The sequence below is a fragment of the Neisseria canis genome, from assembly GCF_900636765.1.
In the GTDB taxonomy this organism is placed as follows: Bacteria; Pseudomonadota; Gammaproteobacteria; order Burkholderiales; family Neisseriaceae; genus Neisseria; species Neisseria canis.
Genome location: NZ_LR134313.1, coordinates 2,268,729 through 2,282,652 on the forward strand (window position 1 = coordinate 2,268,729; position 13,924 = coordinate 2,282,652).

General features: G+C 46.0%; 14 protein-coding genes. 4 read left to right on the forward strand and 10 right to left on the reverse strand.

From position 1 onward, the window contains the following. Positions 1-6: 6 nt before the first annotated feature. The 5 genes from EL143_RS10735 to EL143_RS10755 form a co-directional block, all read right to left on the reverse strand. On the reverse strand, positions 7-1,314 hold the full coding sequence (locus EL143_RS10735; RefSeq protein WP_085416749.1) for a cold shock and DUF1294 domain-containing protein: 1,308 nt from the start codon (positions 1,312-1,314) through the stop codon (positions 7-9). 90 nt (positions 1,315-1,404) lie between these two features. Then, entirely contained in the window at positions 1,405-2,364 is a 960-nt protein-coding gene (locus EL143_RS10740) for a beta-ketoacyl-ACP synthase III (protein ID WP_085416748.1), read from the reverse strand. A 320-nt stretch (positions 2,365-2,684) separates the two neighbouring features. Then, entirely contained in the window at positions 2,685-3,611 is a 927-nt protein-coding gene (locus EL143_RS10745; protein WP_232001293.1) for an OadG family protein, read from the reverse strand. Positions 3,612-3,941: 330 nt separating this feature from the next. Next, on the reverse strand, positions 3,942-4,280 hold the full coding sequence (erpA, locus tag EL143_RS10750) for an iron-sulfur cluster insertion protein ErpA (RefSeq protein ID WP_085416747.1): 339 nt from the start codon (positions 4,278-4,280) through the stop codon (positions 3,942-3,944). Between the two features lie 198 nt (positions 4,281-4,478). Next, complete coding sequence (locus tag EL143_RS10755; RefSeq protein ID WP_085416746.1) at positions 4,479-5,168, reverse strand: S24 family peptidase; 690 nt, start codon at positions 5,166-5,168, stop codon at positions 4,479-4,481. Positions 5,169-5,372: 204 nt separating this feature from the next. Here EL143_RS10755 and EL143_RS10760 point away from each other — a divergent pair, with 204 nt between their 5' ends. Then, positions 5,373-5,645, forward strand: coding sequence for a hypothetical protein (locus tag EL143_RS10760; RefSeq protein ID WP_085416745.1), 273 nt, complete (start codon positions 5,373-5,375; stop codon positions 5,643-5,645). A gap of 185 nt (positions 5,646-5,830) precedes the next feature. Here EL143_RS10760 and argC read toward each other — a convergent pair whose 3' ends face one another. Beyond that, a complete protein-coding gene (gene argC, locus EL143_RS10765; protein WP_126326765.1) occupies positions 5,831-6,880 on the reverse strand; it encodes an N-acetyl-gamma-glutamyl-phosphate reductase in 1,050 nt (349 codons plus the stop codon). Between the two features lie 243 nt (positions 6,881-7,123). Here argC and EL143_RS10770 point away from each other — a divergent pair, with 243 nt between their 5' ends. The 3 genes from EL143_RS10770 (at position 7,124) to EL143_RS10780 (ending at position 9,933) form a co-directional block, all read left to right on the forward strand. Then, on the forward strand, positions 7,124-8,284 hold the full coding sequence (locus EL143_RS10770) for an FAD-dependent monooxygenase (RefSeq protein WP_085416743.1): 1,161 nt from the start codon (positions 7,124-7,126) through the stop codon (positions 8,282-8,284). Positions 8,285-8,372: 88 nt separating this feature from the next. Beyond that, positions 8,373-8,762, forward strand: coding sequence for a RidA family protein (locus EL143_RS10775; RefSeq protein WP_085416742.1), 390 nt, complete (start codon positions 8,373-8,375; stop codon positions 8,760-8,762). A gap of 10 nt (positions 8,763-8,772) precedes the next feature. Next, positions 8,773-9,933 (forward strand): FAD-dependent monooxygenase, encoded by a 1,161-nt coding sequence (locus EL143_RS10780; RefSeq protein ID WP_085416741.1) that lies wholly within the window; start codon positions 8,773-8,775, stop codon positions 9,931-9,933. A 681-nt stretch (positions 9,934-10,614) separates the two neighbouring features. Here EL143_RS10780 and EL143_RS10785 read toward each other — a convergent pair. The 4 genes from EL143_RS10785 to prfA all read right to left on the reverse strand — a co-directional run bounded on the left by EL143_RS10785 (position 10,615) and on the right by prfA (position 13,839). Beyond that, entirely contained in the window at positions 10,615-11,346 is a 732-nt protein-coding gene (locus tag EL143_RS10785) for a hypothetical protein (protein ID WP_085416740.1), read from the reverse strand. Further along, positions 11,343-12,407 carry a beta-ketoacyl synthase N-terminal-like domain-containing protein gene (locus tag EL143_RS10790; protein ID WP_085416739.1) on the reverse strand — a complete coding sequence of 355 codons (1,065 nt, stop codon included), beginning with the start codon at positions 12,405-12,407 and terminating at the stop codon, positions 11,343-11,345. Before EL143_RS10790 ends, EL143_RS10785 begins: the two co-directional genes overlap by 4 nt. Beyond that, positions 12,404-12,694 (reverse strand): phosphopantetheine-binding protein, encoded by a 291-nt coding sequence (locus EL143_RS10795; RefSeq protein WP_085416738.1) that lies wholly within the window; start codon positions 12,692-12,694, stop codon positions 12,404-12,406. Before EL143_RS10795 ends, EL143_RS10790 begins: the two co-directional genes overlap by 4 nt. A 68-nt stretch (positions 12,695-12,762) precedes the next feature. Further along, a complete protein-coding gene (gene prfA, locus EL143_RS10800) occupies positions 12,763-13,839 on the reverse strand; it encodes a peptide chain release factor 1 (RefSeq protein WP_085416737.1) in 1,077 nt (358 codons plus the stop codon). Between the last annotated feature and the right edge of the window lie 85 nt (positions 13,840-13,924).

The following is a 13,924-nucleotide window of genomic DNA, read 5'->3' on the forward strand; positions in this document are numbered from 1 at the left end:
ATTCCTTTATTTTCTCAAAAATGCAAGCATCGGCTCATTGGTAAAACAAACCAATAATAGATAAGTGATTGCTACATTAGCCAGCGCTATCAACCAAAACATAGTCACAAAACTCTGCTTGGTCGTTTTGTGATTATACATCATACGAGCCAACAGCCCTCCGGGCCAGCCGCCAATCAATCCGAGAAAATGCAAAACATTCTCCGGCACCCTTCTTTTTTTCTCTGGCTTCGTGATGGCTGAATTCTTTTTTGCGATATTTTTATCTATATAGTAATACACCATCGCAATCAAGCTAACCACCATATAGAAAAGCATCATTATTGAAGAAAGGGTATAAACCCAATAAAGATAAGCCGCAACTACCGGAACCGCAAACACCATCTTTGTCCAGTTACTATTTGAAGCACCTATTTCACAAGGAGCATCGCAATAAAGCCATTCTTCGTGCTCACTCAAAACAACTCTTACAGCTTGCTGTTTAGCTTCCGATATCGGCTGATTACAGTAAAAACTTACCAATTGCCCTTCTTTAGGGCGAAGCTTCGTATAGTGAAATGCTTTTATATGAAAAAAAACCTGTTTGCCTTCTATACCGCTCTGTATAAATCCAAAACCTTTACTGTCATCCCATTTAACAATTCGTCCTCTTAAAGAAACAAAGGCAGGGAAAATCATATTTCCTTTGATCTGTTGATTTGACTTTGGAATTTCAGCTTGTACAACACCGGTAGACTGCATCTGTTTCTTCCGTGCAGCGTAAACTCTCCCCGCATAACTGGAACCTGCATATCGAAGTTCTGCAGCCAAACGCTCTTCTTCCAGAGTTGTTTCATCAGGAATATTTACTGTATCGATGATACTGATATCAGTAAGCATCCAATGTTCATTTTCATGCTTGGTCAAATAACCTTGCAAGACATCCCCGATTTCCGGAACACGGGTTCTGTCTGTTAAGTATTGCCCTAAAGCAAAAACAGGCACCTGCTTACGCAATCCGTAAATGCCGTAACCACCGTTATGCCTCAAATCCCACGATTTAACTGCAATACGTATTGAGTTGCCTTCTTTGGGTGGCGGAAGAGGCTCAATTGATGTTGCATACAGCCGGTTTCGCTCATCTTTCTGTACGCGATAACACACTTCATCCCCTACTTGAGGGGAAATATAAAAGTCGGGCAGATTTTCAGCAATCAACAAAATATTTTCACTAATGCTTTGACTGTCCGGTTTGATAGAACCTATTTTTTGATGGTTGAACCAATGGGCAATTGTACCGTAATGTTCTTGAACTTTTTCTGATGGTTGATTCATCCGCGTTTAACCCGTAAATTTTTCTAATATCACTTTTTCAGACAGGCACAGTATTTTTGTTTATTATAACCCTTTAAAGCAAACCTAGCTCTAATATTTCAGTAAAACCGCCCCCCAAGCGAATCCTCCTCCAATTCCTTCTAAAAGCAACGTCTGTCCTCGCTTGATTTTACCTGCTTTAATACCCGCATCCAAAGCCAATGGCACAGAAGCAGCAGAAGTATTGCCATGATCCTGGACAGTTAAAATCACCTTGTCCATGCTCAATCCCAAATGCTTTGCCGTACTCTCAATAATGCGCTTATTTGCTTGATGGGGGACAACCCAATCTATTTGATCGGCAGACATTCCCGCTTCTTTTAGAACATCTTCTGCAACTTGAGATAAATTTTTGACAGCAAATTTATATACACCCGGACCGTCCATTGTTAAAAAAGGTGTACCGCAAATCTGCCCATTGGCAATCTGACCAGGTGTTTTTAATAAATCAAGATAATTACCATCTGCTTGCAATTTACTATGGATAATACCAACTTCATCCGAAGCACCCAATACAACTGCACCAGCACCGTCTCCAAACAAAACACATGTCGAACGGTCATTCCAATCTAAAATACGGCTGAAGATCTCTGCGCCAATAACCAACACTTTGTTTGCCATACAGCTTTTAATGTAGGCATTGGCAGTAGTTAACGCATACATAAATCCGGCACACACTGCCTGTACATCAAAAGCAGGACACCCTCCAATGCCAAGTTTTTGTTGAACAATTGTTGCAGTAGACGGAAACTGCATATCTGGAGTAGCGGTAGCTACAATGATTAAATCGATATCTGAGGCACTAACACCCGCATCAACCAAAGCTGCTTTAGCTGCAAACACGGCTAAATCACTGGTTTTTTCATTATCTGCCGCAATATGCCGGTTTTTAATACCAGTACGACTGGTAATCCATTCATCTGAAGTATCAATAAACTTCGCCAAGTCATCATTACTGACGCGTTTGGTAGGTAAATAAGATCCCGAACCGAGAATTTTCGCGTATTGCATGGCGTGGCCTTTATTATGGTTTTAAACAATTTTTCTATTGTATTAAATCTAGAAATTTCACTCAATCAAAATTAAATTATTTACCAATCTTGGTTACCTGAAAAATCACCCTAACGACGCACTATAGTTAAAAAACTTAATTTTAGTAGCATTTCCGTCATACTCGGGCTTGGAATGATGTTTAAAATTAATCCATACTAATCTCCTAAAACGATTACGCGCTTGGTATAAGAAAACTATTTAGAAATTTACTTTCGGTAGTTTTCTTATACCAAGCGTGTAATCGTTTTAGGTATAAACAACTTTAAGTTTTATTAAAATTAATTTTTAGGTTCACCTATAGGCACAATAGCAGGAGCTGTTATTTGTACGGAATCATCCGTCTTATTTTCTTCTGAAGATTGCTTAACACCTAATAAATTCTCTTTAACAGCCGAAGGAGAATCAGTAATTACTGCCGCAGGCTGCTGAACTGCTGGTTGCGGCACCTTATGGGTATTAGTCACAGATTGTGGTGAAGCAATTGATTGTGGAGCACTTTGTGCTTCTACAGGAGCTTCTTTCTGTGTTTTAGAAGAAACAAATCCACTAATAACAAAAATAAGAGCCAGTAGTACGATCAAAAATACACCCAAAAGCAAGATAGTAAAAATGGCATATTTACCGTAAAGCCATTTTCTCCAACCTTGATAGCGGCCTAATTCTGATCTTAACTGTTGCTCCAATTCTGCTCGAATCTGTTTACGAAGTTGCTTTTCTTCCTCTTGTTTTTCACGCAAAAGCTTGTAGGCAATCTCATGTTTTTTACGATGTTCAAATGCCACTCTCTCTTGCCATTCAATTCGCTTACGCTGAATTTGCTGCTCTGATGTTGTATTTAACTGCAAACCACATGTCGGACATTCCTTTACATCAGGATTTTCTAATATAGAGTAACACACAGGACATTGAGGAATAGGATCCGCCAATACCTCATTACTATCAGAACTTCCATCATCCGCTAATTCAAGCGAGAGTCTTATAATGACATCCAAGCCTAAATAAGTGAAATAATGTTGAGCATTCTCCCGCTCTTCATTAGTGCAGCGCTCCGCAATAATTGCTTGTTTTTGCTCAGCAAGCGCATTGATAATATCGTTTGCTTCTTCTTCTGATAGATTATCTCGAAGACACTCGTTAACGCGCTCAGGATCATCCCCCGGAGGATATGAAACATATACGTCATAAAATTTTTGTTGGTTAATCATTACGTTTCCGTGGCAAGTGTGCTTTCAATAAAGCAGAATAAGATATATCTTTTAACTTTGTAAAGATTATGAAATCCTCTTCTGTAAGCTTGAAATAATCATATTCCAAATGAGATTACCTGTCCCTTAACTAGTTATAAAAGGTAGGAAAATATGGATTGATGGTATGAAAAAATAAATACTTACCACGTATAAATTTAGAAATTTCAAGCCGCCCAATTGAATTGAATATTTTATTATTTCGAATTGGATAATAACATTTCTAAAAAAAGCTAATAAATTAAAGAAACATAGTTAAAAATAAAATTAAATTTCAACAAATTTCTTCAATCATACCGAAAATGAAGATCCGCAACCACAGGTTGTAGTTGCATTTGGATTACGAATAACAAACTGTGAACCTTGCAAACTTTCAGTATAATCAATTTCAGCACCTACTAAATATTGATAGCTCATCGGATCTATCAGAAAAGTAAGTCCGTCTTTTTCAACTTTAAAATCATCATCGTTCATGATTTCATCAAATGTGAAACCATATTGGAATCCTGAGCACCCGCCGCCATTAACAAAAACCCGCAATTTTAAATCGGGGTTATTTTCTTCGGCTATCAAGTCTGCAACTTTAGCACAGCAACTCTCAGTAAAAATGATCGGTGTTTCCTCAGACATTTCAATTTCCTTCCAAATATATGGTGTGTACGGTATTTTCTCGTAAATAAGCTTATTACGCAATATTAGGAATGCAGATTATTTTTTCAAGAGTTACCGATAACGATAAAGAGTGCTTCCAGGCAGGCATTTATTTTGCAGTTTAGAGTACAAACCCACATTTTATTTATTAAATAAAATTTAAATTTTTTTTGCTCATTAAACTGTACGACCAAACCATTCCACTCTACCAACAATGGCAACATCGTCAACCATATTTTGCAAATGGATTTCAAAGGTAGGATATGCTTCGTTAGCGGAAATCACACGCACAATATTTCCGGGCATTAATTGAAGACGTTTCACCAGTAAATTTTCATTGATGCGCAAAACATAAAGGCCGTCGCGCGGTGTTGTGTAACTGTGATTTACCAAAATAGTGTCTCCGTCATTTAACACCCCCTCCATGGAATCGCCTTTAACCGATATTACGGAAAGCTGCTTTACATCCCTAGTAATATAGTTTTCCAACCAATAACGGCGGAAAGCCATTGTAAAACTCGGTGTTTCATTCTCAACAAAACGGCCATGCCCCGCCGCAGCTTCCACATCATAACGGGGCACAAACACAAACTCATCTACATTTACCTTATTCCCCAAAGTATCCAGCGCAGCTACGTCGGAGCCTGATGATGCAGAGGGAAACGGCTCTCCTTCTCCTGTAAGCAACCAGTCAATGCTGCATCCCTTCAACTCTTTAATTTTCTTTAAAGCTTCTGCTTTTGGTAAGCCTTCTTCATTCCAAATTCGGCTGAAGCCGGCAATAGTCATGCCAATATCTTTAGCAATTTTTGCCTGCCTGGCTTCTTCTTTCCACAAAAAGATCAAACGTTCTTTAAAGCTATTCATAAAATATTCCTTACCGAATTGTGTTGCATTTCTACACAGCTTGATTTATGTACCATTTTACTTGAACCACCATAAAAAAGTAAGGTTAATTTAAAAATAAATTGATAAAAGTGTTGAAAATTAAACTTTAAATTAGTAATATGAGAAAAATTAAGAAATACATCAAAATAAACTAAGAAAAATCTTAGAAAGGAGTTCGATAAAATGAAATCAGGAAAATGGTTGTTATGCGGTATCTGCCTGTTTACCTTAACGATTTTACCGGTAATGGATTCAGAAGCTTTTTCTTCTCCAGATTTACAAAAAAATATGAATTGCCATGCACTTTCCCTCACACCCATAAACTATCTGAACCCCGAGCAGAAACAGGCCGTTTTAAGTTGTGATCTTAACGAGGCAGATCAGGCTTGGCATGAACAATACGGTAATATGCACAATCATGATTTTGCTAACGGAATTGTTTACGATCCTTCATAAAGTTTGAGTATTAAATTTTGATATATGGCCGTAAATTTCAAGGGCTGTATGAAATACTTTCCCCTCTATTTCAGTTGATTAGCTAATCCGGATATATGTACAAAGCGGAAAACTTAAATTAAAACAAAATAATACCTGTCTGAAACAGTTTTCAGACAGGCATCTTCGGGGTAGAACTTTGCTAATCAAGGGAGCAACGAAAGTGCCTGCAATCCGGCATCCTCTGCAAAGCCAAACATAATATTTAAATTTTGTATCGCCTGCCCGGCCGCACCTTTTACCAAATTATCCTGCACGCTCATCAAAACCCATACATCGCTTTCTGGCGCTTGCTGAACACTGATGCGACAGATATTGGCTCCGCGCACGCTTCGTGTTTCCGGCGTGGCGCCATACGGCATCACGTCGACAAATTTACTGTTACGGTAAAAGTTACTTAAGAGCTGGTGCGGATCAATATTTTCCTGCAGATGTACATATGTTGTGGCATGCATCCCCCTGATCATCGGCGTGAGATGGGGCACAAACACCAGATGCTCCGCCACACCGCTTTGCAGCTGATTGATGGTTTGCTTGATTTCAGGCAGATGGCGGTGCCCTGCTACTCCATAAGCTTTAAAATTATCTCCCGCTTCGCAAAACAAATTGGCCACAGAAGCTCCCCTGCCCGCACCGGAAACACCTGATTTACAGTCCGCAATCAAAGGTTTTCCTGCCTGCAATATCCCTGCTTTTAGCAAAGGCAAAAGCGGCAGCGACACACAAGTGGGATAGCAGCCGGGTACGGCAATCAGGCGCGCTTTGCGGATGGCATCATGGTTCATTTCACATAAACCGTAAACCGCTTCCCGTAAAATATCCGTGCTGCTGTGTGTATGTTTGTACCATTTTTCCCAAACCGGCACATCTTGCAAACGAAAATCGGCAGATAAATCAATCACCCGCACCCCTTTTTCCAAAAGCGCCGACGCTTCTTTCATGGCCACGCCGTGCGGTGTTGCAAAGAATACCGCCTCACATTGGCTCAAATCCGCCTCATCCGGCGCTTGGAACGCCAAATCATAAACGCCACGCAAACTCGGAAAATAATCGGCAATATGTACTCCCGCCTCTCCCCGGCTGGTAATTACCGAAACTTCCACATCGGGATGCAATGCCAAAAGCCGTAAAAGCTCCACTCCCGTGTAGCCGGTGGCGCCGACAATACCGACTTTGATTTTTTGCGCTGCTGCCATTACTTTTCCTTTATATCTGATTTTTACTTATATAACCTGAAACTTAAATTCATTAGACTAAATCACCAGCTGATTTCGGCTGATGCCTGTCTGAAAATCCACCGCCATTATAATAGAATGTTTCAGCATCAAGCATCCGTCAGCCCAACCACATTAGTGCCTGTCTGAAAAAATCAGTTTCAGACAGGCATGGAAACGGCAAATCCGCTAAAATAAAGCCTTTCCCATTTTAGGCAGAAGCTCATGCACACCATACCGCTTCATACCCATATTGCCGTTGTCGGCGCAGGCCCTGTCGGCGTATTGTGCGCCCTGCTTTTGGCGCAACAGGACAAACGCGTTTTGCTCATTGAGGCGCGTCCGGCCAACACCCATATTCAAGACCGCCGCACTTTGGCCTTGTCGTTCAACAGCATTCAAGCGTTCTCAGAAGCGGGTATTGCTTGGCCTGAAAATGAATCCACTCCGATAACAAACGTGCATATTTCCCAACAGCACCATTTCGGCCGGACGCTGCTGCGCGCCGCCGATATGCAAACGCCTTATCTGGGAAAAACCTGCGATTACGCTACTCTGATGCAGGCCTGCGAAGCCGCTCTTAACCGGCCCGATCTAACTGTTTTATGGGATACGCGCCTACAAAACATCCGCACACTCGATCACTTTGCCGAGCTGCAAATCGAGCACCAAACACACACCCACACCCTCACAGCCGATTGGGTTATTTTGGCCGAAGGCGGCATGCTGGCCGAAACCCTGCCCGGCATCCGGCGCCACAATCATGACTACAGGCAAAGTGCCTTGGTTACCACGCTTGAATTCGATCAGCCTCAAAACGGCACGGCCTACGAGCGCTTTGCAGACACAGGCCCGTTCGCCCTGCTGCCTTACCGGGATGCTTACCGTTTGGTTTGGACGCGTTCTCCCGAAGACGCACAAAAGCTTAAAGATGCCCCGTTTGAAGATTTTGCGGCCGAGTTCGAACAAACTTTCGGTAAGCGCCTCGGCAAATTGCGCTCACGGGGAGACGCTGCCGTATTCCCGCTGCACCTCAAACAGCTCAACAAAGTATACAGCGGGCGCGTTATCTGTATCGGCAACGCCGCACAAACCATGCACCCGGTAGCGGCACAGGGGCTGAACCTCGGGGTGCGGGATGCCATTGCGCTGGCAAAACAGTTTGCCGAACCCAACAGCCTGAAAAACACAAAGCTGGCGCAGCAATACGCAGCAGGCCGACGCATCGACGCTCATGCCATAGTCGGTTTCACCCACAGCCTGGTTACTTTGTTCGACCATCCGAACACCATATTGCAGCTTGGCCGCGGCGGCGTGATGAGCATGCTCGACAGCATTCCTGCCTTACGCAAAAAATTTACCGAGCATTTGATTTTCGGTTTATAGGCCTGTCTGAAAACCGGTGCCGGCAGCATACCCTTTCAGCCGAGCCGCAAACCGAAACACAGATCTCCAACCCACATAAACACACCATATGAACATAGAAAACCACACCCCCGACAATCTGTTCGCCCCAATCGGCCCATACAGCCATTTCAGCAAAGCCGGCAATTTCATCCAAATATCCGGCACACCCGGCGTTGACCCGAATACCGGAGAAATGGCCGGCAGCGACGCTTACAGCCAGGCCAAACAGATTCTGCTTAATTTCCAAACCATGCTCGACAGCATAGGCTTGGATTTGCACCACATCCTGCACATCCATGTATTTTTGAAAAATGTTGACGATTTTACCGAGATGAACCGTGCATACAGCGAACTGTTCCGCAAACATCTGCCCGCGCGCACCGTTATCTGCGTTGCAGACCTCCCGAAAAAAGGCGCGTTGATGACCATGAACGCCACCGCCGTCGAACCCTCTTGAAAGCGCTTGTATGAATGCTTCCACACTTTACGATGCCGTGATTATCGGCGGCGGCCTGGTTGGTGCAGCGGCGGCCGTTGTCCTTAAAAAACAAGGCAAACATGTTGCCTTGTTGGAATTGCGCCTGCCTGAAAGCGACCCTGCCAAGCTGCAAAACGGCTGGGATGCACGCATTTATGCCATCAGCCCGGCCAACCGCCACTTCCTGCAATCTTTAAACGCCTGGCCGGATGAAGCCCGCGTTCAAGCCGTAAAACGGATGGAAGTTCGCGGCGACAACGGCGGCAAAATCGAATTCAGTGCCGACGCGATTCATGTCGACCGCTTGACCAGCATTGTTGAAAACCGTTGGTTACTGGCTGCTTTATGGCAACAAATCAAAGCACTGGATGTTCCCGTGATCAACGAAGCCGCAGCTGAATTGCACACCGATATCCATAAGGCCTGTCTGAAACTGGCAAACGGCGACACCATCAAAACCAAGCTGGTTATCGGCGCGGACGGCGCCGAATCGTGGGTACGTCTTCAGACAGGCATCAACGCGCAGGAAGACGCCTACGGCCATCACGGCGTAGTATCCAATTTCCACACCGAAATCCATCACAAAGGCACCGCATTCCAATGGTTTAAAGGCGGCGAAGTGCTCGCTTACCTGCCTCTGCCCGGCAACACCATATCCATCGTTTGGAGCACGGCACAGCCGGAGAAACTTACCGCCCTCCCGCCCGAAGCCCTAGCCGAAACCGTTACCGCACAAGGCGGAAACGTGTTGGGCAAACTCTCGCCGCTGTCTCCGGCTTTTGCTTTTCCGCTGGTTTTGCGCCGCCCCGAAACCACCGTATCCCAACGCGTTTTGTTAATGGGCGATGCGGCGCATACCATCCATCCGCTGGCCGGACAAGGTGTCAATCTCGGCTTCGGCGACGTAATCGAATTCGCCCGACTTGCAGAAAAAGCCGCAGATACGGGCGCCTACCAACTGCTCAAACAATATGCGCAAAACCGTCTCGAACCCGTTCGCACCATGCAGCTCGGCTGCGACGGCCTGTTCAAACTGTTCGGCAACGAAACCCTGCCCGGCCTACCCCGGCTGCGCAACAGCGGGTTGAGTTTGGTAAACGATATGAATTGGATCAAAAACCGGCTCATCCGCCATGCAATGGGTTTGTGACGGATACAAAGCAATGCCTGTCTGAAACTATTTTTCAGACAGGCATTTTTATTTGAGAAACTGATGAGATGAATTTTTATTTCAAAAAATCATATAACTATTTAAAAATTTTGTAATACAGCTGCAAGTGGACAGTACAATGCATGAGCACATGCAGCAACAGTCATTACAGGTGCGGGAGCTGATGCAATCAATGGCTATGCAGGTAAAATGGGGACTACACATAATATTGGCCGTTGATATGGTTTTTCACCGAATTTAAAAAAATGATGGTTTTAAAAAGTATGTAGCGGCGCTAAGCCTGACTGGCGATACATTCTGCTGAAGGGAATAGTGATGGCAATTTATTTGTGCAGTGTGATTTTTTCTTTTTTTGGCTGGGTGTGCGGTCTTATTCACACAAAAAAGCATGGGCAGCGGTACTTATCGTAATAACAGCTATCTTGGGGCTTTTGTGGACGTTTGTTGCTTGGTACGATGTACTGCATACCCACCCTCAAGATAAAATGCGACTTTGGCTGCTCTTGGGTTGCCATTCATTATTTTTAATCATATTTGGTTACTATCTTCTATATTTCTTTAGCAAAATTCAAAAGAAATAATTTCTAAAAAATTTAGCGGGTTCGGATTTGAAGTGCAACTTTCCATAAACAGAAAAAGATTGCAACAAACAACTATTATTTATTCCAAGTTTGTCTGCCGGAGCAGCTTCACGCTGCTGCCGCTCTCAATCTCCATCACAATATTTCCGCCCGTTGCCATACGGATTTTGTTGTGTCTTAACATTAACCGATCCAGCCATTCCGAAACCGTATTTATCAAACCACCCTGCTCCGGGCCGCACTCCGGCTCATTTGTTTCGACACGGCTAATGGTGATTTCAGGCATATCATCCGTGCCGCTGCTGCTCAAACACAGACAGCAGCAACCTTCCTGTTCTCCGCTCCCTTCGGTGGCTTCGTGGCTCCAGCCGACTAAAACCGAACCGCCGTTTCGCTGCACATGGTTTACCGCCAGCAACAAAGGTTTGCTCCATGATTCCTGTTCGACAGCAACCGGCTGGAACACGGTTAGGCCGCTCAAACCCAAAGCCGCCGCCGTGTGGAATGCGGGCGCGTTATGCAGATTGGCGAGAAAATCGAAAGGTTTGGCAATCTCATGCCGGAACACATTGCCGATCATTTCGTTAAAAACCGAAGGCGAGCTGAACGTGCCGCCCCAATACACGGCGGTATCGTGCGGTAGCTGCCCGCTGTGCAGCGGCAAACTGCCGGCCAGTGTGAGCAATGTCAAGCGGCTGAAGCGGCGCGCATCCAAATGATAATGTTTTTTCAAATGGCGTTTCAGACAGGCATTGTCTTTGCCCGAGCCGTCAAAACATACTGCCGCGCAGATATAAACACGGTGCGTCATTGCTGCCACTCCCATACGAATGCCATATTGCTGCCGCCGAAGCCGAAAAAGTTTGCCAAATAAAAGCCTGCATCAAGCGGATAGCTGCCCTGCAATGCAGCCTCTCCCGCCAAACGGCCTTGTCGCAAAGCCTGATACAGCAACACGGTTTCCAGCGCAGTGCTGGCGCCTTGTGTATGCCCGATTAAGGGTTTGAATGCCGCCAGCGGCATGGTTCGGCCGAACACGCTTTGCAAAGCGGCAGCTTCCGCCTCATCGGTAGCCGCAGTACCTACGGCGTGGGCTTTAACCATACGCACATCGTCTGCCGCTACCCCTGCCTGCCCCAAAGCCTGACGCATCACCCGGCACAGGCTTTCGCTGTCGGTTTCCACCGGGCTGGCAGTGCCGGTGTTGGCTGCGGCGGAAGCCAAACGGAACTGTTTTCCGCCATCTGTTTTTTCGCGCGACAAAGCCAAGCAGGCTATGCCTTCGCCCAACACAAACCCGTCTCCGCCGAACGGCACGCATCGGTCACTCAACAATCCGAGGCTGTGAAAATGCATTAAAGTCAAAAGGTTAAAAGTTTCCAAGCCCACCACAAAAGCGCGGCTTATCAAACCGCTTTCCAACATGGCATGCGCCTGCATCAATGCCTGGCCCGAAGAAGTGCAGGCCGTGGCAAAGCAATAAACCTGACGGTTTCCCCTGCTCTGTTTGAGGTAGTCGGCCAATTGGTGCAGGCTGTGTTGCTTAAATAACTGCTGCTTTGCCAGATAATGCAGTTCATAATAAGGCAGCAGGTAAGAAGTGGAGCCGATAAATACCGGCGTCTCGGACAAAGCCTGCGCGCTCCAGCCCGCATCTTCGGCGGCTTCGAGCAGATAGTGTTCCAGTAAACCGAACAAAGCGCCTTCATCCAAACGCTCGCAATCAAACGCGCGAAAATAAGCCGCTTGCTGCGGCTGGTTTAAAAAATTGAAAGCGGTTTTTTCCGGCTGACCGGGCGCAGCCAAGCCGGCAAGCACGCTGCTGCTTTCGCCTTGCGCACACTGCATACTCATTCCTGCAAGATAGCTCATGCGCCATGCTCCTTACGCACAAATGCCGCCAAGCTGCGCACATTGCTCATGTGTTTGCGCACCATTCTGTCGCCCTGCAGACGCACTTGGAAATATTGCTGCAAAGCCACCGCTATTTGCAGAGCGTCAAGCGAATCCAAGCCGATCGGGCTTTCATCGCCGAACAAAACCGCATCATCGGTAAAATCGGCTATGGCAATTTCATCTTCTTTGTCGGCTTCCGCAAGAATCAGTTTTTTCAATTCGGCTTCAAGCAGCCCGGGCTCTAAGGTAAAGGTGTAAGACATAAACACTTCTTTTCACATCTGTTTCGGCAGTTCAAACGCTTTCAGACAGGCATCGGCTTGCGTTATCGTTAATCGCCCATATTGGCCAGCAATTCGGCCTGATGTTCGGCAATCAGGGCGCCGGTAAGCTCGTCCAAATCGCCGTCCATAATAAAATCGAGCTTATGCAGCGTTAAGTTGATGCGGTGGTCGGACACACGGCCTTGCGGGTAATTGTAGGTGCGGATGCGTTCGCTGCGGTCGCCGCTGCCGATCAGGGTTTTGCGTTCGGCAGCCTCTTTGGCCTGCGCTTCGCGCTTTTGCATATCATTCAGACGCGCCGCCAAAACTTTCATTGCCTGCGCTTTGTTGGCATGTTGCGAACGCCCGTCTTGACACTCTACAACCATGCCGGTGGGCAGGTGGGTAATGCGCACGGCCGAGTCGGTTTTATTGATGTGCTGGCCGCCTGCGCCGGAAGCGCGGAAAGTATCGATACGCAAATCGGCCGGGTTCAGCTCGATTTCTTCCAGCTCATCCGCTTCGGGCATCACCGCCACCGTGCAGGCCGACGTGTGGATACGACCCTGGCTTTCGGTTGCCGGCACGCGCTGCACGCGGTGGCCGCCGCTCTCGAATTTGAGCTTGCTGTATGCGCCCAAGCCGATAATGCGTGCAATCACTTCTTTGTAACCGCCCAGGTCGCTTTCGTTGGCGGAAACGATTTCCACCTGCCAACGGTTGCGCTCCGCATAGCGGGTGTACATCCGCAGCAAATCGCCGGCAAACAAAGCGGCTTCATCCCCGCCCGTACCTGCGCGCACCTCGATAAAGATGTTTTTATCGTCATCGGCATCTTTGGGCAGCAGCAGCTTTTGCAGCGCCAAATCCAACGATTCGATTTTGGCTTTGGCCGCTTCGATTTCTTCTGCGGCAAAGTCTTTCATATCGGGGTCGGACAACATTTCTTCGGCATCCGCCAAATCGTTTTGCGCTTGGCGGTATTGCTTAAACGCCTCCACCACGGGCGTAATTTCGGCATGCTCTTTATTGAGCTTGCGGTAATTATCCATATCGGCAGTGGATTCGGGAGCGCCCAAAAGCTGGGTAACTTCTTCCAAACGGTCTGCCAGTTGTTGTAGTTTTTCTAAAATCGAAGGCTTCATTTATGTGTATTTGCTCCGCTGCTTAGGCGGTGATTAAATTGTGTACGAAAAAAGACGATTCCGCAGAATCATCTTAAATAATGGT

What these genes read in the sequence shown, in the direction of transcription:
- EL143_RS10780 (WP_085416741.1), top strand. Translation starts at nt 8,773, where the DNA reads ATGAATGCTTCCACACTTTACGATGCCGTGATTATCGGCGGCGGCCTG.
- EL143_RS10790 (WP_085416739.1), bottom strand. Translation starts at nt 12,407, where the DNA reads ATGAGCTATCTTGCAGGAATGAGTATGCAGTGTGCGCAAGGCGAAAGC.
- EL143_RS10760 (WP_085416745.1), top strand. Translation starts at nt 5,373, where the DNA reads ATGAAATCAGGAAAATGGTTGTTATGCGGTATCTGCCTGTTTACCTTA.
- erpA (WP_085416747.1), bottom strand. Translation starts at nt 4,280, where the DNA reads ATGTCTGAGGAAACACCGATCATTTTTACTGAGAGTTGCTGTGCTAAA.
- EL143_RS10740 (WP_085416748.1), bottom strand. Translation starts at nt 2,364, where the DNA reads ATGCAATACGCGAAAATTCTCGGTTCGGGATCTTATTTACCTACCAAA.
- EL143_RS10795 (WP_085416738.1), bottom strand. Translation starts at nt 12,694, where the DNA reads ATGTCTTACACCTTTACCTTAGAGCCCGGGCTGCTTGAAGCCGAATTG.
- EL143_RS10745 (WP_232001293.1), bottom strand. Translation starts at nt 3,611, where the DNA reads ATGATTAACCAACAAAAATTTTATGACGTATATGTTTCATATCCTCCG.
- argC (WP_126326765.1), bottom strand. Translation starts at nt 6,880, where the DNA reads ATGGCAGCAGCGCAAAAAATCAAAGTCGGTATTGTCGGCGCCACCGGC.
- EL143_RS10770 (WP_085416743.1), top strand. Translation starts at nt 7,124, where the DNA reads ATGCACACCATACCGCTTCATACCCATATTGCCGTTGTCGGCGCAGGC.
- EL143_RS10785 (WP_085416740.1), bottom strand. Translation starts at nt 11,346, where the DNA reads ATGACGCACCGTGTTTATATCTGCGCGGCAGTATGTTTTGACGGCTCG.
- EL143_RS10735 (WP_085416749.1), bottom strand. Translation starts at nt 1,314, where the DNA reads ATGAATCAACCATCAGAAAAAGTTCAAGAACATTACGGTACAATTGCC.
- EL143_RS10755 (WP_085416746.1), bottom strand. Translation starts at nt 5,168, where the DNA reads ATGAATAGCTTTAAAGAACGTTTGATCTTTTTGTGGAAAGAAGAAGCC.
- EL143_RS10775 (WP_085416742.1), top strand. Translation starts at nt 8,373, where the DNA reads ATGAACATAGAAAACCACACCCCCGACAATCTGTTCGCCCCAATCGGC.
- prfA (WP_085416737.1), bottom strand. Translation starts at nt 13,839, where the DNA reads ATGAAGCCTTCGATTTTAGAAAAACTACAACAACTGGCAGACCGTTTG.